Source organism: Massilia oculi (genome assembly GCF_003143515.1).
Taxonomy (GTDB): Bacteria; Pseudomonadota; Gammaproteobacteria; order Burkholderiales; family Burkholderiaceae_D; genus Telluria; species Telluria oculi.
The window spans coordinates 4,415,759-4,439,150 of sequence record NZ_CP029343.1 but is presented as its reverse complement, the minus strand read 5'-3'; the positions used below and the strand labels follow the sequence as shown (position 1 = coordinate 4,439,150).

Sequence of the window (23,392 nt, the reverse complement as noted above, 5' to 3'; positions counted from 1 at the left end):
GACCTGTTGCCTTTCCGAAAGAGTCCATATGCGCCTGAACACGCCGATCACCAATAACGAATACCAGCTGGCCGATGGCAAGACCATCGTCTCGACCACCGATTTGCAGGGCAATATCCGCTATGCGAACCCCTACTTCGTGCAGGTAAGCGGCTTTACCGAGGATGAGCTGATCGGCGCCCCCCAGAACATTCTGCGCCACCCCGACATGCCAGTGGAGGCGTTCGCCGACATGTGGCAGGCGATCCGCGCCGGACGGCCGTGGAGCGGCATGGTCAAGAACCGCTGCAAGAACGGCGACTATTACTGGGTGTACGCCAACGTGACGCCGGTGCTCGAGAACGGCCAGGCGACCGGCTATATGTCGGTGCGCACCAAGCCGACCCGCGAGCAGGTAGCAGAGGCGGCGGCGCTGTACGCGGAATTCAAGGCCGGCAATCCGCGCGGCCTGATGTTGCGCAACGGCCGCGTCGAACACGGCGGCCTGCGCGGCCGCCTGGCGGCGCTGGGCCGGCTGCCACTGCGCACCCAGGTCAACGGCGGCATGGGCCTGTTGATGCTGCTGCTGGCGGCGATCACGCTCCAGTGCTGGCGCGACGGCCTGCCGGCATGGGTCTTGTTGTCGCTGGCCGTTTCGCTGGCGATGGTGCTGGGCCTGTGGGCCAGTCTGGGGCGCAACGTGCTGGCGCCGCTGGCCGATGCCTCCGGCTTCGCGCGCCGCCTGGCCGGCGGCGACCTCACCTGCCGCCTGGCGCCGCGCCGCGACGACGAGATGGGCCAGCTGGTGGCGGCCCTGCGCCAGTCTGCCGTGAACCTGTTCAGCGTGATTGGCGACGTGCGCGCCAACTTCGACGAAATCCGCCACGCCACCGGCGACATCGCGACCGGCAACCAGGACCTGTCGAGCCGCACCGAGACGCAAGCCTCGAGCCTGCAGGAGACGGCGGCCAGCATGGAACAGCTGACCCACAACGTGGCGCAGAGCGCCGACAGCGTGAACGCGGCCAGCGACCTGGCGCGCCGCGCCGCCGCGACGGCCGGCAACGGCCAGCGCACCGTCACCGAGGTGGTGAGCACGATGGAAGCGATCAGCGCCTCGTCGCACAAGGTGCTCGACATCGTCGGCATGATCGACGGCATCGCCTTCCAGACCAATATCCTGGCGCTGAACGCCGCCGTGGAAGCGGCGCGCGCGGGCGAACAGGGCCGCGGCTTCGCGGTGGTGGCGGGCGAGGTGCGCACGCTGGCCCAGCGCAGCGCGGTGGCGGCCAAGGAGATCAAGGCGCTGATCGACGCCTCGATCGCCAACGTCGACAACGGCAACCGCCTGAGCGTGGCGGCCGGCGCGGCGATCCAGGAAGTGGTGGGCGCGGTCGACCAGGTGACGCGCGTGATGGACGAAATCGCAGGCGCGACGCGCGAGCAGTCGGGCGGCATCGGCCAGGTGAACCAGGCGGTGACCCAGCTCGACGCGATCACGCAGCAGAACGCGGCGCTGGTGGAAGAAGCGGCCGCCGCGGCGGCGACTCTGGCGCGGCAGACCGACGAGGTGTCGCAGGCCTTGCAGGTGTTTCAGCTGCAGGCGGGCGCGCCGGGACGCACCGTCCGCAAGGCCGCCGGCAAACACGCCATGAAATTGGCCACGGCGTAATCAGCAAAAATCCCTGCTGCGCGCATCCAGCCCGCCCAGCAGGTGCGACATGTCCACCAGTCGCTTGGCCACCAGGTGGCGCACTTCTCCCTGGCGCTGCCAGACGCCGTACACCCCGAGCAGCGGCGCACCCAGCACTTCGCGCCGCTGCTGCTCGACCAGGGTCGGCCACACGATCACATTGACGTTGCCGGTCTCGTCTTCCAGGGTCATGAACAGCACGCCCTTGGCGGTGCCGGGACGCTGGCGCACCGTGACCAGGCCGCAGGCGCGCGCCAGCTGGCCGTCCTGGAAATCCATCAGATCCGACGCCGGTATGAAGCGCTGCTTGAGCAGGCGCGCGCGCAGCAGCGCCAGCGGATGGCGGCCAAGCGTCAACCCTTGCGCGCGGTAGTCGCCGACGATCTCTTCGCCTTCGCTCGGGGCCTGCAATGCCGGCGTTTCTTCGCGCGGCACGGTCGGGCGCAACAGATCCTTGTCGGGCGCGGCGCCCGAGGCTTGCCACAAGGCTTCGCGCCGGTGCCCGGCCAGCGAACGCAGGGCGTTGGACGCGGCCAGCACCTGCAGGTCGCCCCGGTCGAGATGCGCGCGCCGCGCCAGGTCGGCCACGCTGTCGAAAGGCCGCACGGCGCGCGCCTGCTCGATGCGCTCGGCCGCCTCCTGCTTCAATCCTCGTTGCAGCGAAAAGCCCAGCCGCACCGCCGGCTGGCGCGCGCGGTCGACGGGGTCGTACTCTTCCAGCGCCGAATCCCAGCCGCTGATGGCGACGTCGACCGGCCGCACCTCGATGCCGTGGCGGCGCGCGTCCTGCACCAGTTGCGAGGGGCTATAAAAACCCATCGGCTGGCTGTTGAGCAGCGCGCAGAGAAAAGCGGCCGGCTCGTGGCACTTGAGCCATGAACTCGCATAAGCCAGCAGCGCGAAGCTGGCCGCGTGCGATTCGGGGAAGCCGTACTCGCCGAAGCCCTGGATCTGGCTGAAGATCGCCTCGGCGAATTCCTGCTGGTAGCCGCGTTCGAGCATGCCGCCCACGATGCGCTCGTAGTATTTTTCGAGGCCGCCCTTGCGCTTCCAGGCCGCCATCGCGCGCCGCAGTTGATCCGCCTCGCCCGGCGTGAAGCCGGCGCCCAGGATCGCCACCTGCATCACCTGCTCCTGGAAGATCGGCACGCCCAGCGTGCGGCCGAGCGCGACCTTCATCTCGGGGCTCGGATACTCGACCGGCTCGAGGCCCTGGCGCCGGCGCAGGTAGGGATGGACCATGCCGCCCTGGATCGGGCCGGGCCGCACCACCGCCACCTCGATCACCAGGTCATAGAAGCGGCGCGGCAGCATGCGCGGCAACATGCTCATCTGCGCGCGCGATTCGATCTGGAACACGCCGATGGTATCGGCCTGGCAGATCATGTCGTAGGTGGCGCTGTCCTCGAGCGGGATGTCCTGCATTTCGAACACGTCGCCATAGCGCTGGCCCACCAGCTCCAGGCCGCGCCGCATCATCGACAGCATGCCCAGCGCCAGCACGTCGACCTTCATCAGGCCCAGCTCTTCGAGGTCATTCTTGTCCCACTGGATGACGCTGCGATCCGCCATCGTCGCGTTCTCGATCGGCACCAGGCGCGAGAGTTTCCCTTTCGCGATCACGAAGCCGCCCGGATGCTGGGACAGGTGGCGCGGGAAGTTCAGCAGCGACTGCGCCAGCGTGGCCCACTGGCGCGACAGCGGCGCCTCGGGATCGAGGCCGCTCTCGGCCAGGCGGCCCAGCAGATCGGCGCGGCTGTCGAACCAGTGGTGGGTCTTGGCCACCTTCTCGACAATGGCGAGGTCGATGCCGAGCGCCCGCCCGCTGTCGCGCAGCGCGCTCTTGGGCCGGTAGCTGATCACCACCGCCGCCAGCGCCGCCCGCTGGCGGCCGTACTTGTTGTAGATGTACTGGATGACTTCTTCGCGCCGCTGATGTTCGAAGTCGACGTCGATGTCGGGCGGCTCGTTGCGTTCGCGCGAGATGAAGCGCTCGAACAGCAGGCTGGCGCGGGCCGGGTCGACCTCGGTGATGCCGAGGCAGTAGCACACCGCCGAGTTGGCGGCCGAGCCGCGGCCCTGGCACAGGATGTGCTGCGAACGCGCGTAGCGCACGATGTCGTAGACGGTGAGGAAGTAGTGTTCGTAGCCCATCTCGGCGATCAGGTCGAGCTCGTACTCGATCTGCGCCTGCACCTTGGCCGGCACGCCCTGCCGAAAGCGCCGGTGCGCGCCGATCCAGGTTTCGCTGCGCAGGTAGCTGCTGGCATCGTGGCCTTCGGGGACCACCTCGTCCGGGTATTCGTAGCGCAGCTCGTCGAGCGAGAAGGTGCACAGGCGCGCGATGCGCACCGTCTCCGCCAGCGCCTCGCGCGAATAGATGTTGGCCAGGCGCAGGCGCGCGCGCAGGTGCTGCTCGGCGTTCTGCGCCAGGCCGTAGCCGCAGGCGCCCACCGGTTTGCCCAGGCGCGTTGCGCTCAAGGTGTCCTGCAAGGGCTTGCGCGAGCGGACGTGCATGCAGACGTGGCCCAGCGCGACGATCGGCAGGCCATGCTGCCAGCCCACCTCTTCCACCGTGGCGCGGTGGGCGTCGTCGAAAGCGCGGTGCAGCTGGGTGAGACCGAGCCAGGCGCGGCCCGGGAAGGTGGTGGCCATCCATGCGGCCTGGGCGTGCAGGCGGTCGACGTCCTGGGCTTCGTGGCCGGGGTATGGCGGCAACAGGATCGCCAGGCAGTCGGGCATGTGCTGCAGGTGCGCGTATTCCGGGACGGGATTGGCCAGGTCGTCGGGCGTGAGCAGATAGGTGCCCTTCTCGCTGCGCGTGCGGCCGATCGTGATCAGTTCGGACAGGTTGCCGTAGCCGTTGCGGTTTTGCGCCAGCAGGATCAGCGAGGGGGCCGGGGCGCCGTCAGGGTTCTTGAGGTGGAAGTGGGCGCCGATGATCAGGGGCAGGTTGGCGCTTTTCGCTTCGGCGTGGGCGCGCACGACGCCGGCCAGCGAGCATTCGTCGGTGAGGGCCAGCGCGAAGTACCCCAGCTGCACCGCGCGCGCGACCAGCTCCTCGGCGTGTGAGGCCCCTTGCAGGAACGAGAAGTTCGAAAGGCAGAACAACTCGGCATAGGGGGGCAGCGTCTGGGCTTGGGAGGCCGGGGCTGGGTGGTGGGGGTGGGCTTGGTCACGCTGGGGGGCTGTCGAACAGCTAATACTGTATAAAAACACAGTATAACCGAGCTCACTACGCCAGCGACTCAAATGTGCATTGAACGCGTGGGCGGCAAAGCCTCCCACGCTACCAGCATCGACTACTCAGGCGTGTGTGGGAAAGGGGCGCGGCATGGGTCCGAGGGAGGAGCCTGACGGATCTTGTGCCCCCATCCGCGCGCGCAGGCTGGACAAACCACCACCTTGCGCGCGGCGCAATACCGGCTGATCCGCACAGACCATACGCTCGTATGCAAGCATCAAGGCAGTGCCGCCCGTGGAATTGATGTAGTCGAGCATGTCCATCGTGGTCTCGAAAGCCCAGTCCGAGAAGCTCTCGCCCAGTTCGCCCCCTGCCGTCGCACCGGCACTCGTGACACCGCCCTGCACTTTCGTCAGGATGGTGACGATGGCCCACGAAATCCCCATCCATCCAGTCGTCGCGAGCGTCATGCGCAGTACCGGCATGAGGATGCCCGCCTCGTGAATCGCCTTGAGCACGCCCAGCAAGGCGCTCGCTGGCATCGCGCGGTTGCAGTCGATGGTCGCGATCAGGATCGCGATCTTGTTCATCACGCCAGGATAGCGCCGCAGAAAGCGGTACAAGGCGAGACCGATCTGCTGCTGGTCGCCGAGCAGCCGGCCAAGGCCGGCCGCTAGAAAGCAGCCGCCTGTGAGCTTCCAAACGACTTTCACCAGCTTCATGTCGACCGGACCGTCCAGCATCGTCGCGCTGGCGAAGGCTTGCAAATGGCTGGCATTGCCGGCCCGCGTGGGGTTTAGCAGCAGGTTGAAGCAGGTGGAAAAATTGGTCTCGTAGCTGCCGTCCACTGCAATGGCGCCGCTTGCGGTCACCGCGAGGAACGGCGCTCCCGCGCCACCGACGACGCCGATATTGATGGCGCCATTTGCCTGGAGCGATGCCATCAACTGGATCGCATCCTGTGCGCTGCCGCCGGCACGCAAGGTGCCGTCGCCGTCCGCGCTCAGGTAGCTGCCGTCACGGCATTGCAGGGTAATGGCGGGTGCATCCAGGGCCTCGGGTACGCCAATGGTGAACACCTCGGCCGCGTCACTCGAGGTCCCGAGCGCCGTGATCTGGCCATCGGCGGCGATCGACCAGTAACCGCCTGCCGCGGTCTGGAGCTTGATCTCGTCGCCGGCGGCGAGCGCTCCGGCCAGCGAGACGAAGTTTCTGTCGGTGGTGAACGTTGGCTCGGGCTGGGTGATCGAGACCGGCGTATCTTCGGGTACGTTGACGCTCGATACCCCCGCCACGCCCCAGCTATAAACCATCGAGAACGACTTGACGGCGGCCGGCCAGGTGTCGCCGAAGGTCAGGCTGTCGGCCGTGAACGACAGGCTTCCATTCTCCACCAGCGCGGCGACTTTTTCCGTGACGTCGACCGGCCCGTAGGCGGCGGCGATGATGTTCAGGGCGCGTGGGTCGAGCGCCGCCTGTCCGGCGGGAGCGGCCGGGTCGTAGTCGATGTGTAGAAGCTGGTTCTCGGTCGTGGCGACTATTTCTGGCTTACGGTCGGCGTACTGGTAGACCACGTGCAGGGTCTTGCGCATGGCCGGCCAACCGTCGCCGAATACGCTGCTGGAGGCGGCGACGGACAGCCTGCGACGGCTCACGCTGGCGCGGACGATGTCGGTGACGTCCTTCAGGCCATAGAAGGCGCTCAGGATGTGCAGCGGCGGACGGTAGCTGAGCGCATAGGGATTGTCCTCGACGACGATGTCGATGAATGGAATCTGGCCGCAATAGCTGGCCACGATGACGAAGGTGTTGCGCTTGCCTTTGCCGGCTTCGCCGAGGGTGGCGCTGTCGGCGAGCAGGGATAAGGTTCCAGCAGAGCGGTCTACAAGGTTGCGTACCGTCGCGCTCACGTCGGCGCAGCCGAAGCTGGCGCCCCATACGGTCAGTAATGGCTGGGCGGCGGCGTCTTGCTGCGCTGGGGCCGGAGCCCGGATAGCTTGCTCGAACTGCTGGGCGCCGATGTTCAGCGTCTGGCCTTCCGAAGCCGTCGCCACGAACGTTGGGCCGCCGTCATAGCGATAGACGACGGTGAGCGTCTTATCGTGGCCAACCCAGGTGTCGCCGAACGTCCGGCTGCTCGCCAATAAAGACAGGGTCTCTGGAAAAGCTTGACGGTTGACCTGCTTGATGACCTGCGCGGTGACCTGCTTGAGTCCATAAGCCGCGCCAACGATCTGCAGAACGCCTGTGCTCTGGGTAGCCATACTTGAATCTTCTTTCCGGAATGAATAACATGCTTTGCGACAAGTGCGATGGCAGGCGCGACGATCTTCGTGACGTCCTCCCTCGTGGTACGCAATAGTTTGCAAACTCCGTGCCACCCTGAAACATGGCGTCAAAGCAACAAAATCAAGGATTTAGTCGACTAGCTATGCCTGTTGGGTGTAAAACAACGGGTGTTTTTACATGTCAACGAGGAAGTTGACACGCTGGGTGCCTGAATCGAAGTTAAGAATGTGTATTCGGCAAGTTCTTTTCCTATAGTATTTACGGTGCCTGCGCCGACCAAACGAGCCGCATATGACTTCATCGCCTGACTTGCTTGCCACACCCAGTACCGAGCGATATCGCCTCGGTAGGCTGCTTGGCAATGGTGGATTCGGCGATGTACATGAGGCGTGGGATCCGGCGCTGCAGCGCACTGTTGCCATCAAGCGCCTGAAGCCTGACCTGGTGCGTGACGAGCCGGATAATCTGCTGCAAGAGGCACGACTGGCGGCATCGTTGCGGCATCCTGCCTTCATCCAGATTTACGCACTCGAAGACGATGGCCATAGCAAGTCGATCGTGATGGAGCTGGTTGGAGGGCAAACCCTGCATCAGCTGCTGTCCACGACAAAGCTGTCGCGGGATCAGATACTCGATATCGTTTGCCAGTTGGCGGATGCGATGGCGCAAGCGCATGCGGCGGGGTTGATTCATGGCGATTTGAAACCGGCGAACTTGATGATCGAACCGTCAGGGCAGTTGCGGATCATGGATTTTGGGCTGGCGCGCAAGATCGATCCGTTGGCGACCGAGTCGGGAGATGTGCTGCAGACACAGGGCACCATCGCCTATCTGGCGCCTGAAATTTTGAATGGCAAGCATCCGAGTACGCTTAGCGATATTTATGCTGTCGGCGTGTTGATGTACGAGATGATGCATGGAGAGCGGCCGTTTGCGCATTTGCATGGCTTGGCATTGGCTGCAGCACAGGTGCAGTCATCTTGCTCCCAGTGGATCTACGCTGCGGATGCCGATCAAGATATGGTTGCACTAGTTCGCGCGATGTGCACGCCTGATCCGAGCGCACGGATACCGACGATGAAAGCGGTTACGGAGACTGCGCGCAGGCTGAGGGGTGGAGCTAGCGGCGCCGCAAAGAAACCTTTGCTGCCTGTAGCGCTCCGACTATCACGCTTCACCTGGCGTCGGGTTGCCTACTGCGCTTTGACCGCCTCATTACTATTTTGCGCCACGGCATATTTAGTAACGTCGAAGGAAGTGGCACCTCGGTGGCTACAACCAATATCTAACGCGACGCAGATGTCGGATGGCATGACAGCACTGCGTTATTTTGATCGCGATGGCAGTCTGGAAATCGCTATCGACAATTTTAGCGCTATCCTCGCAAGAGAGCCAAAACATGCTGCGGCGTCGGCAGGCATCGCATTGGCTTATGCCTTGCGTTATGCAGGAGATCGTAGTGATGAAAGCTGGCTACAGCGCGCTGATGCTAGTGCTCAGGCAGCTCTAGCGCTAGACGATCAATTGGCACTTGGCTACGCTGCCAAAGCATATGTTCGCTGGCAGCAAGGACGGAATGAAGAAAGTCTGCAACTCTCCGAGCAAAGCCTGCACCTAGATCCATTCAACGTCTTTGCACTTAACACCCGTAGTGGCGTACTGATGCGTATGCAGCGCTATGTGGAAGCCGAACGCAGTATCGAAGACGCACGAAGGAAACATCCGACGGAACGACTTTTCGTTGATCGTCTGGGAGCACTCCGTTATAACGAGGGGGATTATGTGGGCGCAGAAAAAGCCTTTCGTGACAGTATTCGGCTCCAACCCGACGGAGTTTATTCCTACTCGAATCTCAGTATCACCTTGGTAAAACAGGGCCGCGAGGATGAGGCACTCCGGGTTTTGCAACAAGGCTTGCAAGTTCGACCTAGCGGGTATCTTTACAACAACCTCGGAACTGCATTATTTAGTCGCGGCGACTATCTCGGCGCCGCGAAAGCATTCGAGCATGCTGTATCGTCATCCAAAGGAAATAGCATCGCCTATTTGCGTTGGGCAAATCTGGCCGATACCCTACGTTGGATTCCAGGCCGTGAACGAGACTCTCAACAAGCCTACCGCAAAGCGGCAGCGCTGATAAAGCCACTGTTGAACAATGCTCCGGACGATAGCACCTTGGCCTCACGAATGGGCTTGTACGCCGCAAAGCTGGGGGATAAAGCGACCGCATCTGTATTGACCAAGAAAGCCGTAGACGCTAAACCCACCAATGCAGATATTCGCTTTCGGGCCGCTGTCACTTATGAAATCATTGGCCACCGAGAGAATGCTCTTGTTGAACTGAGCAATGCACAACAGTATGGATATCCCAGAAAACTCATTGGGACTGAACCCGATTTATTAGCACTGCGGAGCGATCCGCGGTTTGATTTACTTCGAATGGAAAGGGAATGATGACACAAGCATTGATGACATTAACGGCACGTTTGGACGTCAACCAGATAGGTGACGGCATCGATTGGCTATTTGCCGATCTTGACTCAGCCGTCGGTGCCGCTCGAGAACCGTCAAATCCGCACTGGAATGGCGATATCAATTTTCAGGCTGGTCAGGAATTTAAGATCGCTATCACTGCAAGTGATCGGGACAACACTGGTCTAGAATCCCTTGAAGTGGTTGATTGCTGCATGATCACCCGCCCTCAGATTCTATCCTGTGGAAAAGATCAACGTACGCGTTATGCTCCCCCGTCCCTTTTTACCGACAACCGCGGTGAACAACTTGGCGCGCTCTACCAGATCGATCCTCATGCATTCACGGTATTCAGCGACGGCCTCGGGCCTGCTAAAGAAAGAAGAATCACATTACTCTGGGACAATCAACTGAACGTAGGCCAAGTTAATGGCTCTTGGGAAGTCTCATTTTATGTGACGCTAGCCATTAAACGTGCTCATGAGGAAGCAAGGCAGTTGAGAGTGTTCTACTTCGATCCTGAAGGAGAGGTGACCAACGGCACGGATCCACCATGATATTTTTTTACTGTCCACACACGGCTTCAAGCCCCAACAGCCCAGCATGACGTCTTAACGCCTCTGCTGGAGTCATGAGTCTCGAAGCACACCGTTGGAGATCACCCCCACAAGCCTCCCAGGCTGCACGAATCTCTTCCTCCGAAATATTGGCAGGAAAACGAATCCGAGGGTGAGCCTCCAGCAATTTGTAAACCGTAGGCCGCGAAATACCCAGCGCCTTCGAAGCAGCCAGAATTTGCCACTGACTCTTCTCCATCGCCTCCACAAGATCGTCACTGCTCAACTCCGACGCCTTGCGCCGCACCGGCCTCGACGCGGAAGCGGAAGCCGCAGCGGGAACAGGCAAAGGCTTCACCACAGGCATCATTACCGCCTGTTCCAACACCGGCACAATCCCCGCCTGCAAATCCAGCGCCACCCTCCGCATCGCATGCGCCAACTGCCGCACATTCCCCGGCCAGTCCCCATTGAACACCTGGCTCAGCAACTCAAACGGCAGATTCCACCCATCCCCCGGCGCCTCGGCCTCCAGAAAATGCCGCACCAATACGCCAATATCCTCACGCCGCTCACGTAGCGCCGGCACCCGAATCACAAATGCCTCAAGCCGCCGCCGCAAGGCCTGATTGAATCCACCCTCCCCCAGATCCTGGTCGGTGGCGGCAACGATCCGCGCATTCGACCTCGCATCCGCGCCCGCCCCAAGTGGCCGATATTCGCCACTCTCCAGCACGCGGAGCAGCATGGCCTGCACCGACGCCGGCGTATCCCCGACCTCGTCCAGGAACAAGGTCCCATCCTCGGCCTCGGCAAACCACCCGCGCCGACCACTGGTCGCACCGGTGTACGCCCCTTTGACCGCACCAAACAGTTCGGCCGCCGCCAGCGACTCACTCAAAGTCGCCATATTGATCGCAACAAACCGCCCGCTCCGACGCCCACTGAGCGCGTGAACCGCCTGCGCCGCCACCTCTTTACCGCTGCCGGTCTCGCCCAGCAACAGCACCGGCATGCTGGTCCCCGCCACCTGCGCGATCGCTTCGCGCATCTTAGTCGCCCCATCGCCAACGCCAATCAGTCCAGGCACGTTCACCGCGCGCGGCAGGCTGCGCATCAAATGCAGGCACACGAAGATCTGGCTACCGAGCCCGATCACGATGCCGCGCTCGAGTTCACTCGCCGTGAAGCGGTCGGTCCCGTTCGACGGCCGCCCATTGAGCTCCAGCCCCATCTTGCCGCGCACGTGATCGATCTGGATGCCGCCTTCGGCGACGAAGCGGATGTGCACCGGCTCGCGCGTAATCGAACGCTCGCCCAATGGCGTGCCGTCATGCCCTGCGCCAGGACGTACGGAAAGCGGCGCGAACAGCGGCGCAAACCGGTTCAGCGCGATCGCGCCGCCCGCGGCCGGGCCCAGCATCTGCTCACCGATGCGCTCCCGCTGCGGATGCCACAGGATGGTAAGCGCAAGCACCGGCGCCGAGGCGAAGTCCTCGGCCATTCCATAGCTGGTCAGTGTTGCGTCGGGATCGCTCACGCTTGTCCGCTCACGACGTTGGCGCCGAGGGCATCGAGATTTTCCTGAAACATGGGCAAGGTCAGCACAATTCGCCTGATGAAAGATATACACAAATTCTAACCGATCGGAACGCCCTGGCGACCTCTCCCGACCCGGCAAAATTGTCATGAGTCGGTCAGCGCGAACAGCCGATTCAATCTATGATCCATCCGCCCCCGTTCGCCACGCCAGACCAGAAGGAAACCCATGCACATCCACACCCTGCGCTGCTTCGGCGCCACCGCAAACGCCGGCAACCCTGCTCTCGTCATCGAAGACGACCAGTCAAATCCCGACGCACGCCAGTCCTTCGCGCGCGCGCACAACGCCACCTGCGTCTGGATCGATCCGCCACAGGAAGACGGCACGGCAGCCATCGTCGACTTCTACTACCCGCACACGCGCAGCCCCCTGTGCCTGCACGCCACCCTGGCCGCGGCCGCGCGGCTGTTCGCGCGGCCAGGCATCAACGAGCCACTGATGCTGAAGACCGCCATGCACGGCCAACCGCTCGCCCTGGTCCGCGAGGGAGAACACCTGTTCGTGCGCCTGGCGCCGCAGCCCGCCCCGCAACCGGCACTCACACCCGAGCTGCCGGCACGCCTGCTTGGCATTCCCGCAGCGGCCATCGTCTCAGCACCGCATGTCGCCTCGATCGGCAGCCCGAAACTACTCGTGCAAATAAGCGACCCAGCCACCCTGCACGCGCTGACGCCCGACCTGCAAGCGATCACGCAGTGGAGCAGGGAAAACAGCGTCAACGGCCTGTATGCCTACGCAAGCGACACGGATGCACGGGTCTTCGAAGGACGCAACTTCAACCACCTCGACCCACGGCTCGAAGACAGCGCCACCGGCGTCGCGGCCGGCGCCCTCACCGTCCTGCTCGGCCGCGGACTGACCGTGCGCCAGGGCCGTGCGACCGGCCAAGATTGCCTGATCCGCACCCGGATCGACGACGGCGCCGTACTGGTCGGCGGCCGCGTCGAGATGGTTTGACACGCCAAATTGTCACGCTTTGTCATCACTTGGTCGAATAAGTTCTAGCTATAGCCATACATCGTTGTGTTATTGATACATTACGATGGTTACCGAAGAAACAATTGAGTAATATCCAAATTTCCTTCGGAGAAAAACGTGATTAAACTCAAAATAATGTCTGGTTCGGTGCTGTTGGCCTTATATGGTAGCGCAGCCCTGCTTTCCCTCGTCCCTGCCATGGCCCATGCGCAGACCACGCCAGGCGCCGCCAGTGGCGATGTGATCCCCAGCGTCAGCGTGATCGGCTCGCGCCGCGTCGGCGCCGCATCGAGCACCGACACCCCGGTGGCGATCGATTTCATTCCGATGACCAAGGCTGCCGAGCAAAGCGGCCAGTTCGACCTGGCCCAGGTGCTCTCCAACCTGTCGCCCTCGTTCAACTCCACCCGTCAAACGGGCGCCGACGGCGCCGACCTGATCGACTCGGCCGCCCTGCGCGGCCTGGGTTCGGACCAGACCCTGGTGCTGGTCAACGGCAAGCGCCGCCACACGGTGGCGCTGGTGAACCTGTTCGGCGCGCGCAACCGCGGCAATACCGGCACCGACATGAACGCGATCCCCGTGATGGCGATCCGCGAAGTGCAGGTCCTGCGCGACGGCGCCGCCGCCCAATACGGCTCGGACGCGATCGCCGGCGTGATCAATATCGACCTCAAACGCAGCCTGGGCTGCGAATCGGTGCTCGGCTACGGCCAGTACACCGCAGGCGATGGCGAGAACTGGCTGGCGTCGGCCTACTGCGGCGTGGCGGTGGCCGGCGGCGTGCTGGGCATCACCGGCGAATACTATGATCGCGGCCGCTCCAACCGCTCCGAAGCGGGCAACCCGCGCATCATCGGCGACACCAAGTCCGAGAACCAGACCGTCTACCTCAACGGCGAATTCCCCACTGGCCCCGGCAAGCTGTATTTCACGGCCGGCGCGCAAAAGCGCGACGCCTCCTCGGCCGCGTTCGGTCGCGAGGGCCTCGGCTCCGAAGACATCCCGTCGCGTAACTCGGCGGCGATGTACCCGGACGGCTTCGTCCCCTTCATCGACGGCGACGTCGACGACCGCTGGGGCACCGTCGGCTACCGCTGGGCGGTCGGCGAATGGAATGCCGATGTCTCGCAGACCTATGGCTACAACCGCCTGAAGTACGACATCAACAACACGCTCAACGCCTCGATCGCCAACCTCGACCTGCTGGGCGGCGGCCCGGGCGTCAGCGCCAGCCGCTTCTACGCCGGCGGCTTCTCGTTCCAGCAGTCGACCACCAACCTCGACATCAGCCGCTTCTACGGCGACGTGCTGAAGGGCATGAACGTCGCCTTCGGCCTCGAGCACCGCCGCGAGAACTACAAGATCTTCGCCGGCGAGACCGGCTCGTGGATCGACGCCGACGGCGTGGGTATAGGGGGCAACGCCGGCAGCCAGGGCTTCCCGGGCTTCCAGCCGGGCGACGAGACCGACAGCGACCGTCACAGCAATGCGGCCTATCTCGACATCGAAACCGACGTGACGGACCGCTTCAAGGTGCAGACCGCCGTGCGCCACGAACGCTATTCGGACTTCGGCTCGACCACCACCGGCAAGCTGGCCGGCGCCTACCGCCTGGCGCCGAACGTGCTGCTGCGCGGCTCGGCCAGCACGGGCTTCCGTGCACCGTCGCTGCAGCAGGTGTACTTCTCGTCGACCTTCACCGACTTCGTCGGCGGCCAGCCGCTGGACGTGGTGCTGGCGCCGAACGGCGGCCCGGTCGCCAACGCCGCCGGCATCCCGCAGCTCAAGGACGAGGAATCGAAGAGCTACACGCTGGGCCTGACCTGGTCGCCGACCGGGTCGACCTCGGTCACGGCCGACCTGTACCGCATCGACATCGACGACCGCATCGTGCTGTCGGGCCGCTTCGACGCCGACAACTACCCGGCGCTGGGCGCCACCCTGCAGCAGCTGGGCGTCGGACAGGCCCAGTTCTTCGTCAACTCGGTCGACACCAAGACGCAAGGCCTGGACCTCACCGTGTCCAACCGCCGCAAGGTGGGCATCGGCAACCTGACCACCTTCCTGGCCGTCAACTTCAGCAAGACCGAAGTGCAGCGCGTGAAAGCGCCGGCGGCGCTGGCAGGCTTCGAGGACGTGCTGTTGTCGGAACGCGAGCGCCTGTTCATCGAAGAGGGCGCGCCGCGCCGCAAGGCCACGCTGGGCCTCGACTGGACGCAGGGCCAGCTCGAGACTTCGCTGCGCGTGATCCACTTCGGTCCGCAGACCCTGGGCACCTTCTCGGGCCCGCCCGTGCCGAACCAGAAGTACGAAGCCAAGACCTCGGCCGACCTGTCGTTCACCTGGGCCTTCACCGAGAAGACCCGCCTGACCGTGGGCGGCACCAATATCTTCGACGTCAAGCCGACCCGCCAGGATCCGAACGAGACCGACAACGGCTTCAAGTACGAGAGCGTACAGTTCGGCCTGAACGGCGCGGCGATGTTCGCGCGCCTGGCGCACAAGTTCTGATCGCCTACCGCGCCACATGAAATCAACAGGCCCGCGATCGTGCGGGCCTTTTTTCCATGACTTGTCGCGTCCGGTGTTGCACCGCTACATCAATACCTCATCAGTTACCGCGGTTCTTGATTGATAGTTACACGGGAAGAAAGTAGCATTTGTTGCCACCAATCAATACCTAACTTCTCGATGCGGGATCATGTTCACGACCGCCGTCCCATCCGAGCGGTCGCCACCACACATGCATCCAACGAGTAGCAACGACGCCAGTTCCCGCGACGCCGAACTGGCCGACCGTATCGCCACCCTGAAGAATTTCCACCAGTTCTACCGCGATTCCCTCAGCCAGCCCGGGAAATTTCCCGACATCGGCGCCTTTCCGCCCGACTTGATCAAGTGGGTAACCGACCGCCGCAACATCGATGTGCCGCAACTGGTCGAGATCATCGACTCGCTGCCGCCATCAGGGCTTTCGCCCGAACACGACCTGGCCCTGCGCATGGCCATGTTCACGATCCTGCAGGCCAATCTGGCGTCCGATTACAACAATACCTACCCGAACCACACGCTGCCGCCCGACGTCATCGTCAACATCAAGCGCAGCCTGGGCCGCATTCTAGAGCTGCACCCGACCGGCGACTATATCGCGCTGTGCGTCCAGCTGCTGTATCGGATCAAGGAAATCGAGGAAGTGCTCGTGCTGGAGGAAAGCTATCCCGACATGTTCGCGCGCTATCCCGCCTTGCAGGCGATCGCCGGCTTCATCCACGCGATGCTGGGCAACCACGGCCACGCCCTGTCCTGGCTGGAGCCGCTTGCGCACGACCCGCAGAACCGCAATCTTCCGATGGTCGGACTATCCGTGATGACCAGCCAGTACTTTACCGGCCGGACACCCGAATGGCCGCTGAGCTTCTCCAGCCTGCAAGACGATCCGCAAGCGCTGCAGGGACTGATTGGCCAGTTGCCGGCCATCGAAATAGTCGAACCGCTGGCTGCCACTCCGCGCCCGGTTGCCTTCGTCGCCTGCGACACGCACTACTTCATGAAGCATGCGCGTTACCTGGCTTGCTCGCTGCACGCGACCAATGCCGGAAAGCTGGACCTGCACCTGCACGTGTATGCGCCAACGCCGCAGGTGTTCGCGGAACTCGCCATGCTGCGCCAGAACTTGCCGGGCCTGGCGATCGGCCTGTCGATCGAGCAGGGGCCAATGCCGGCGTATCGCCCGGCCTCGTATTTCGCGACGGTGCGCTTCCTGCGCGCCTACCAGGTCTTGCGGCATTACCGTTGCGAGCTGTGCCTGATGGACGCCGACGCCTTGTTCAACGGCGACTGGGACGTCTTTGCCCGCAGCCTGCCCGCCGACGCCGAGCTGGTCCTGGCGCGCTCGGAGGCCTCGCCGTTCTGGGAACGCATCGTCGCCGGCTTCGCCTACTGCCGTCCAACCCCGCTCGCCGAGCGCTTCCTGGCCCGGGTCGCCCATTTCATCGTCCACAATATCGCGCAGAACAAGCTGGTCTGGTTCACCGATCAGGTCGCGCTCTCGGTCTGCGACGACCAGGAGATGCGCGACAACCCGGCGAATCCGTCCATCCACCGCATCGATTACCGTACCGTGATCGACCTGCAGCACACGCCGGATTCGCTATGCTGGATGGTCACGACCAAGAAGACCGGCAATGCCGATTACGATGACGCGCGCGCGCGCCTGGCGCGGCGCTACACGATCGGCTGAAACGCCACTGGCGATGGCATCGAAGACCTTCGGGACCGGCCGCGCTGTGTCAGAATGGCGCCTTTCGGCAGGCTCCCGCCTGCGATCCCGGACCGAGACCACCATGCAAAAACTGATCGCCGAACTGATGCGGCTTTATCTTCCCGCCGATGCGCCAGCGGCCGACGTGCTGGCGCTGCACGTGCTCGGCCAGCAGAACGTGCCGGTCAGCCTCACGGGTGGAGACGGCCAGACGCGCGCCATGATGATCCCCTTCCGCAAGGCCAAGGGCCTTGAGGGCGACGCCCATTGGCTGCGGCTGTGCGAAGTCGCCAATACGCTGCAGGAGACGCTCGGCCTGCCCGCGCCGGCGGTGAGCATCTCGGGCGGCGACGCCTATTACCTGTGGCTGTCGCTGGCGGAGCCGGTGCCGGCCGACCAGGCCCAGACCTTCCTCGAGCGCTTGCGCAACGCCTACTTCCCCGAGATCGAGCTGGATACCGACGCCGTGCGCGCGCCGATCGCGCTGCCGCCCTGCCTGCATCCGCGCACCGGCAAGTGGGCGGCGTTCATCCATCCGGGCATGGGGGCTTCGTTCGCCGACGAGGCGGGGCTGGACATGGCGCCGCCGCCGCTGGGCCAGGCGGCCTTCCTCGAAGGGCTGGAAAGCATCGGCAAGGAACAGTTCGAGCAGGTCTTCCAGGCGCTCGATGCAGCGCACCAGAACAAGCCGGTGGCCACACCAGTCCCTGCCGCCGCGCCGGCGCCGTCCGTTTTACAGCATGCGCCAACGCCTGGCCTGCTGCTGAAGGACGCGACGCTGGAAGACATCGTGCGCCACCTGCATGCGATGCATATCGAGCCGACGTTCAGGCACCTGATTCCGTCGGACCGTTACGACTAGGGGCGCGTTAGCCCCTATTTGGTGACGGCGATCATCGAGCGCTTGCCGCCCTTGAAGGTATACAGCGTGATGGTGCCATCGCGAATATCGCCGCGCTGGTCGAACGCGATCGGCCCGGTCACACCCTTGTACTGGATCTTGGCCAGCACGGGCAAATACCTCGCCGGCGCCGACGATCCGGCCTTCACCATCGCTTCTGCCATGGCCATCGTCGCGTCGTAGGCATACGGCGCATTGATTTGCACGTCGATGCCGAAACGCTTCTTGTAGTCGGCGCGGAACTTGTCCATGCCGGCCTTGGCGTCGCCCTGCACGCCGCCCGCTTCCGCGCAGACCACCTGGCCGTCCGTCATGGTGCCGCCCGACAGCTTGAAGATCTCGTCCGAGCAGATGCCGTCGCCACCCATCATGCGCACGTTCATGCCCAGCTGCTTCATCTGCCGCAGCATCGGGCCGGCCGTCGCGTTCATGCCGCCGAAGAACACCAGGTCCGGCTTGGTGGCGCGGATGCGGGTGACGATGGCGGAAAAGTCGGTCGCCTTGTCGTTGGTGAACTCGCGCGCGACGACGCTGCCGCCGGCCTTCTGCAGGCTGCGCGAGAATTCGGTCGCCAGGCCCTGGCCGTAGGCGGTGCGGTCGTCCACCACCGCCACCCGCTTGGCCTTCATCGTGCCGGTGGCGTAGCGGCCCAGGGCCTGGCCCAGTTGCACGTCGTTGGCGATCACGCGGAAGGCCGTGTTGTAGCCCTGCTGGGTGTATTTCGGGCTGGTGCTCGAATGCGAGATCTGCGGGATACCCGCGGTGTGGTAGATCTTGGAGGCCGGGATCGTGGTGCCCGAGGTCTGGTGCCCGATCACGCCATTTACTTTCGCGTCGACCAGCTTCTGCGCCACGCTCGTGGCCTGCTTCGGATCGGCCGCGTCATCCTCGGCCACCAGTTGGAAGGTGGCCTTCTTGCCGCCGATCGTCACGCCACGCGCATTGAGCGCCTCGATCGCCATGCGCGCGCCGTTCTCGGTGTCCTTGCCAAAATAGGCGACCGGGCCGGTCAATCCCGCCACGTGGGCGATCCGCACCACTTCCTGGCTCGAGGCCACGCCGGCGGCCATCGACAGCACGGCCACCGCCATCATCTTCTTGTTCATCGATTCCTCGTTGTTTGCAATGCGCGCCGTGCGCGGCGCGCGGAACCGGTCATTCTACCGCGAGGGCGAACCGAACGTGACGACCGCCTTCAATCCACCCAGGCGCTGCGAGGCGTCCAGCAACAGCGTCGCCCCATGGCGCTCGGCGATCGCCTTGATGATGGCCAGGCCCAGGCCGCTGCCGGCGGCATCGCTGCCGGCCACGCGGTAGAAGCGGTCGAACACGCGCTCGCGCTCCTCGGGCGGGATGCCCGGCCCGCTGTCCTCGACCTGCACCACGATCTTGCCACCTTCGTGCTGGACCGAGATGTCGACCGTGCCGCCGCCGGGCGTGTACTTGACCGCATTGTCCACCAGGTTGCGCAGCAGGATCTGCAGCGCGTCGGGCTGGCCCTCCACGGTGGCCGGGTCGGCCTGCTGCACGCCCAGGTCGACGCCCTTGGCGGCGGCCACGCCGGCCAGGTCGGCCACGGTGCGGCGCGCCAGGTCGGCCAGGTCGACCGGGCGGGCGACCGCGCCTTCGGCGGCGGTGGCCTCTTGCCGCGCCAGCACCAGCAGCTGCTCGACCAGGCGCGTGGCGCGGTCGATGCCGGCGGTCAGGCGCGCCACCGCGACGCGGCGCGCTTCCGGATTGTCGGCGCGGTCCAGGCTCTGGGCCTGCAGGCGCAGGGCGGCTAGCGGCGTGCGCAGCTCGTGCGCGGCATCGGCCACGAAATGCTGCTGGGCCTCGAAGGCGGTCTTGACGCGGCCGAACAGCAGGTTCAGCTCCTGCACCAGTGGCCGCACCTCGTCGGGCAAGCCGGTATCCGACACCGGCGACAGGTCGTCGGCCTGGCGCGCGGCCACCTGCGAGCGCACCCGCGCCACCGGTTGCAGCGAGCCGCTCACGACCCACCACACCACCAGCATCAGGATCGGCATCATGACCGCGATCGGGCCCAGCGTGCGCAGCGCCAGGTTGCCGGCCATATTGCGGCGCACCGCCAGGTCTTGCGCGACCTGCACGGTCTGGTTCGAGGTCTGGATCGAGAACACGCGGTAGGTGGTGCCGTTGGCGCGCACATTCGAAAAGCCCAGCACCGCGCGCTGCGGCAGGCGCGCGCGCGAGACGCTGTGGAACATCTGGACGCCGTCGGGAGACCACATCTGCACCACCATGTCGTCGTTGCCGCTGGCGCTGCTGTCGGCTTCCATGCGCGCGCGCGCCTCGTCGTTCGACAGCGGCGTGCCGGAGCGCAGCGACAGCGCCATCTGCTGCATGTGGTAGTCGAAGATCTGGTCGGCGTCGTGCAGCGCGGTACGGTAGGCGATCGTCGCCTGCGCCACCGCCGCCAGGGTGATCGCCGCGAGCAGGAACCAGAGCAGGCGCCCGCGCAGCGAGTGCGTCATTTTCATGCCTTGGGCACCATATAACCGACGCCGCGCACGTTCTGGATCAGGTCACTGCCCAGTTTCTTGCGCAGGCCGTGGATATACACTTCGACCGCGTTGCTGGAGACTTCGTCGCGCCAGCTATACAGTTTTTCTTCGAGCTGGGCCCGCGACAGCACCGCGCCGGGCCGCGCCACCAGCGCCTCGAGCACCGCCCATTCGCGCGCCGACAGCGATACTTGCGTGCCGTCGACCAGCACTTCGCGGGTGGCGGGATTGATCGTGATGTTGCGGTATTCGAAGATCGGCTCGGCGCGGCCGGCGGCGCGACGCAGCAGCGCGCGGATGCGCGCCAGCAGCTCGTCGAGGTCGTAGGGCTTGAGGACGTAGTCGTCGGCGCCGGCGTCGAGGCCGGCGATGCGCTGCTGGACCGAATCGCGCGCGGTGGCGACCAGCACTGGCGTGCGGTCCTTGCGCGTGCGCATCGAGCGCAGCACTTCGAGGCCGTCCTTGCGCGGCAGCCCCAGGTCGAGCAGCACCAGGTCGTAGTTCTGGTTCTGCAGCAGGGCCGTGTCGGCCATCTCGCCGTCCTTGACCCAGTCGACGGCGTAGTGCTCGGCCCGGAGCAGGTCGAGCACCACTTCGCCGATCATCGTATCGTCTTCCACCAGCAGTAGCCGCATGTGTTTCCTTGATATGTTGGCCGTGCGAGTCGAGGACGCTGTGCCTCCTTAGCCGATCCGCACCGGAATGAAGATTTTGTCACCACCGCGCTGGATCAGCAAGGCCACCGACTTGCTGGCCTTGGACACCATGTCGCGCACCTGCTCGACCGAATTCACCGGCCGGCCGTTGACCGAGATGAGCACGTCGCCCGGCTCGACGCCGGCGACCATCGCGGCGCCGGAGGCGTCCTCGATCACCAGACCGTTGGCGATGCCGCTGCGGCGGCGCTCTACCGACTCCAGCGGACGCAGGGTCAGGCCCAGCTTGGCGCTGTTGTCGGCCATGTCGGCGAGTTCGTCGCCCTGGCCGCGGCGCGGCTTGGCGGCGGCATCGCCCAGGGTGGCATCGACACGCATCAGTTTACCGTCGCGCCAGACATCGAGCGCCAGCTTGTCGCCCGGCTTGGACAGGGTCATCATCGCCGGCAGGTCGGCCGACGACACGATGGTCTTGCCGTTGGCGCGGCGGATCACGTCACCCGACTTGAGGCCGGCGCGTTCGGCCGGGCTGCCGCGTTCGACGTTGGAGATCAGGGCGCCTTCGACCGTCTCGAGCTTGAACGAGTCGGCGAAGGCCTGGCCGACCTCCTGGACGCCCACGCCCAGCTTGGCGTGCTGCACCTTGCCGGTCGCGACGATCTGGTCCTTGATGCGCACAGCGAGATCGATCGGGATCGAGAACGACAAGCCCTGGTAGCCGCCCGTCATGCTGTAGATCTGCGAGTTGATGCCGACGACTTCGCCGCGGGTATTGAACAGCGGACCGCCCGAGTTGCCCGGGTTGACCGCGACGTCGGTCTGGATGAACGGCACGGAGGCGTCGGCAATCGCCCGGCCGGTTGCGCTGACCACGCCGGCGGTGACGGTGCTTTCGAGGCCGAACGGCGAACCGATGGCCAGCACCCACTCGCCCACCAGCAGCGACTGCGATTTGCCGAGCGGCGCCACCGGCAGGCCCTTGGCGTCGATCTTGAGCACGGCCACGTCGGTGCGCGGGTCGGAGCCCAGGACCTTGGCGCGGAATTCGCGGCGGTCCTGCAGCTTGACGGTCACTTCGTCGGCGCCTTGCACGACGTGGGCGTTGGTAAGGATGACGCCGTCCGGGCTTACGATGAAGCCCGATCCGGCGCCGAAAACGGGAGCTTCACGACCGCGCTCGGCGCGCGGGTCCTGAAACTGTCGGAAAAATTCGTAGAAGGGATGGCTCGGGTCGAGGTTCGGCAAGCCGCCGCGATTGGCGGTCTTGGTGCCGCCGACGACGCGGATGTTGACCACCGCCTTGCCCTGCTGGGCGGCGATGCGGGTAAAGTCTGGCAGGGCCACGGTCGACGCTGGAGCGCCCACGGCGGCGGCCGGCGCGGGCGCTGGAGCCGGCGCGGCGGCGACCGCAGGCGCGTTTTCGGCCGCGGCACTGGCAACGGCATTATTGTGATTGACAGCGATGGCACCGACCGCGCCACCGATGACGCCCGCGGCACCCAGGGCCAGCATGAGGCGTTTGGCAGTGATGGCAGTAACGGCACTTGGGTTCGACATGGTGTGTGCTCCTGGTGAAAATGTGTTGAATCGATGTTGAGTATCGATGGACGTATCTTCGCGCAGCCGCCTTAGATCATGCTTAAGTTGACAAGGCTTCGGGCTTAGGCGCGCCTTAATGAAGAGCAAGCGCGGGCGGCCTGGACGTACGAAGGGCGCTCAAACCGCGAGCGCCCTTCTTTCAAACGACTACCGAGCCGTTACCGTTGCTGGCATCGCCAAGCCTCAGGCGGCTTCGCGCTGTTCCAGGGTCTTGACGTTGTCGCCGCCGATGGTGCCATTGATGGTGCCGGTCGCGTCGCCGATCACGATCTTGCGCGGTTTCAGGGCTTCGGGCACTTCGCGCACCAGTTCGATGGTGAGCATGCCGTTGTCGAACGAGGCGGTGGTGACCTTCACGTGGTTGGCCAGCTGGAAGCGCTGTTCGAAATCGCGGGCGGCGATACCGCGGTGCAGGAAGGTGCGCTGGACGTCGTCCTTCTGCTTGCGGCCGGTAACGACCAGGCTGTCGCGCTCGGTGACGATCTCGACTTCGTCGCGCGAGAAGCCGGCGAGCGCCATCACGATGCGGTACTGGTCTTCGCTCACCAGTTCGATGTTGTACGGCGGGTAGCTCGGCTGCGCTTCGGCGCGTTGCTCGAGCAGGCTGGCCAGGCGATCGAAACCGATGGCGGAACGGTAGAGGGGAGTCAGGTCGAAAGTACGCATGATAGTCATATCCTTGTGAAGTTAAG

General features: G+C 64.5%; 15 protein-coding genes. 7 read left to right on the top strand and 8 right to left on the bottom strand.

The window, feature by feature from the left end; translation table 11 throughout:
• Positions 1–28: 28 nt before the first annotated feature.
• Entirely contained in the window at positions 29–1,651 is a 1,623-nt protein-coding gene (locus DIR46_RS20015) for a methyl-accepting chemotaxis protein (RefSeq protein ID WP_109346811.1), read from the top strand.
• Here the strand turns inward: DIR46_RS20015 and DIR46_RS20010 are convergent, their stop codons facing one another.
• The gene (locus DIR46_RS20010) at positions 1,652–4,783 is read right to left on the bottom strand and encodes an error-prone DNA polymerase (RefSeq protein WP_282433158.1); all 3,132 of its coding nucleotides are present in this window, start codon (positions 4,781–4,783) and stop codon (positions 1,652–1,654) included.
• A gap of 195 nt (positions 4,784–4,978) precedes the next feature.
• A complete protein-coding gene (locus DIR46_RS20005; protein WP_109346810.1) occupies positions 4,979–7,120 on the bottom strand; it encodes a hypothetical protein in 2,142 nt (713 codons plus the stop codon).
• 316 nt (positions 7,121–7,436) lie between these two features.
• Here DIR46_RS20005 and DIR46_RS20000 point away from each other — a divergent pair, with 316 nt between their 5' ends.
• Entirely contained in the window at positions 7,437–9,599 is a 2,163-nt protein-coding gene (locus DIR46_RS20000) for a serine/threonine-protein kinase (RefSeq protein ID WP_109346809.1), read from the top strand.
• A complete protein-coding gene (locus tag DIR46_RS26750; protein ID WP_162819581.1) occupies positions 9,596–10,174 on the top strand; it encodes a hypothetical protein in 579 nt (192 codons plus the stop codon). Before DIR46_RS20000 ends, DIR46_RS26750 begins: the two co-directional genes overlap by 4 nt.
• A 7-nt stretch (positions 10,175–10,181) precedes the next feature.
• Here DIR46_RS26750 and DIR46_RS19995 read toward each other — a convergent pair whose 3' ends face one another.
• Entirely contained in the window at positions 10,182–11,714 is a 1,533-nt protein-coding gene (locus DIR46_RS19995) for a sigma 54-interacting transcriptional regulator (RefSeq protein WP_162819580.1), read from the bottom strand.
• 228 nt (positions 11,715–11,942) lie between these two features.
• On the opposite strand from DIR46_RS19995, the gene DIR46_RS19990 reads away from it, so the two are divergent.
• The 4 genes from DIR46_RS19990 (at position 11,943) to DIR46_RS19975 (ending at position 17,881) form a co-directional block, all read left to right on the top strand.
• Positions 11,943–12,734 carry a PhzF family phenazine biosynthesis protein gene (locus DIR46_RS19990; protein WP_109346807.1) on the top strand — a complete coding sequence of 264 codons (792 nt, stop codon included), beginning with the start codon at positions 11,943–11,945 and terminating at the stop codon, positions 12,732–12,734.
• Positions 12,735–12,890: 156 nt separating this feature from the next.
• Positions 12,891–15,269, top strand: a complete 2,379-nt coding sequence (locus DIR46_RS19985; RefSeq protein ID WP_229446655.1) for a TonB-dependent receptor plug domain-containing protein — start codon at positions 12,891–12,893, stop codon at positions 15,267–15,269.
• Positions 15,270–15,501: 232 nt separating this feature from the next.
• A complete protein-coding gene (locus tag DIR46_RS19980) occupies positions 15,502–16,998 on the top strand; it encodes a hypothetical protein (RefSeq protein ID WP_109346805.1) in 1,497 nt (498 codons plus the stop codon).
• A 103-nt stretch (positions 16,999–17,101) separates the two neighbouring features.
• The gene (locus tag DIR46_RS19975) at positions 17,102–17,881 is read left to right on the top strand and encodes a hypothetical protein (RefSeq protein WP_109346804.1); all 780 of its coding nucleotides are present in this window, start codon (positions 17,102–17,104) and stop codon (positions 17,879–17,881) included.
• Between the two features lie 14 nt (positions 17,882–17,895).
• On the opposite strand, the gene DIR46_RS19970 is transcribed toward DIR46_RS19975, so the two are convergent.
• The 5 genes from DIR46_RS19970 to DIR46_RS19950 form a co-directional block, all read right to left on the bottom strand.
• On the bottom strand, positions 17,896–19,026 hold the full coding sequence (locus DIR46_RS19970) for a branched-chain amino acid ABC transporter substrate-binding protein (RefSeq protein ID WP_109346803.1): 1,131 nt from the start codon (positions 19,024–19,026) through the stop codon (positions 17,896–17,898).
• Between the two features lie 54 nt (positions 19,027–19,080).
• Positions 19,081–20,421 carry an ATP-binding protein gene (locus DIR46_RS19965; RefSeq protein WP_109346802.1) on the bottom strand — a complete coding sequence of 447 codons (1,341 nt, stop codon included), beginning with the start codon at positions 20,419–20,421 and terminating at the stop codon, positions 19,081–19,083.
• A complete protein-coding gene (locus tag DIR46_RS19960; RefSeq protein ID WP_109346801.1) occupies positions 20,418–21,080 on the bottom strand; it encodes a response regulator in 663 nt (220 codons plus the stop codon). The genes DIR46_RS19965 and DIR46_RS19960 overlap by 4 nt, the downstream gene beginning before the upstream one ends.
• Positions 21,081–21,128: 48 nt before the next feature.
• Positions 21,129–22,658 carry a Do family serine endopeptidase gene (locus DIR46_RS19955; protein WP_109346800.1) on the bottom strand — a complete coding sequence of 510 codons (1,530 nt, stop codon included), beginning with the start codon at positions 22,656–22,658 and terminating at the stop codon, positions 21,129–21,131.
• A 225-nt stretch (positions 22,659–22,883) separates the two neighbouring features.
• Entirely contained in the window at positions 22,884–23,366 is a 483-nt protein-coding gene (locus tag DIR46_RS19950) for an Hsp20 family protein (RefSeq protein ID WP_109346799.1), read from the bottom strand.
• Positions 23,367–23,392: the final 26 nt, after the last annotated feature.

Excerpts from the sequence above, each read along its gene's own strand:
- DIR46_RS19990 (WP_109346807.1), top strand. The coding sequence starts at position 11,943 with ATGCACATCCACACCCTGCGCTGCTTCGGCGCCACCGCAAACGCCGGC.
- DIR46_RS19975 (WP_109346804.1), top strand. The coding sequence starts at position 17,102 with ATGCAAAAACTGATCGCCGAACTGATGCGGCTTTATCTTCCCGCCGAT.
- DIR46_RS19980 (WP_109346805.1), top strand. The coding sequence starts at position 15,502 with ATGCATCCAACGAGTAGCAACGACGCCAGTTCCCGCGACGCCGAACTG.
- DIR46_RS20015 (WP_109346811.1), top strand. The coding sequence starts at position 29 with ATGCGCCTGAACACGCCGATCACCAATAACGAATACCAGCTGGCCGAT.
- DIR46_RS20005 (WP_109346810.1), bottom strand. The coding sequence starts at position 7,120 with ATGGCTACCCAGAGCACAGGCGTTCTGCAGATCGTTGGCGCGGCTTAT.
- DIR46_RS19985 (WP_229446655.1), top strand. The coding sequence starts at position 12,891 with ATGTCTGGTTCGGTGCTGTTGGCCTTATATGGTAGCGCAGCCCTGCTT.
- DIR46_RS19955 (WP_109346800.1), bottom strand. The coding sequence starts at position 22,658 with ATGTCGAACCCAAGTGCCGTTACTGCCATCACTGCCAAACGCCTCATG.
- DIR46_RS26750 (WP_162819581.1), top strand. The coding sequence starts at position 9,596 with ATGATGACACAAGCATTGATGACATTAACGGCACGTTTGGACGTCAAC.
- DIR46_RS19970 (WP_109346803.1), bottom strand. The coding sequence starts at position 19,026 with ATGAACAAGAAGATGATGGCGGTGGCCGTGCTGTCGATGGCCGCCGGC.
- DIR46_RS19950 (WP_109346799.1), bottom strand. The coding sequence starts at position 23,366 with ATGCGTACTTTCGACCTGACTCCCCTCTACCGTTCCGCCATCGGTTTC.
- DIR46_RS19960 (WP_109346801.1), bottom strand. The coding sequence starts at position 21,080 with ATGCGGCTACTGCTGGTGGAAGACGATACGATGATCGGCGAAGTGGTG.
- DIR46_RS20000 (WP_109346809.1), top strand. The coding sequence starts at position 7,437 with ATGACTTCATCGCCTGACTTGCTTGCCACACCCAGTACCGAGCGATAT.
- DIR46_RS19965 (WP_109346802.1), bottom strand. The coding sequence starts at position 20,421 with ATGAAAATGACGCACTCGCTGCGCGGGCGCCTGCTCTGGTTCCTGCTC.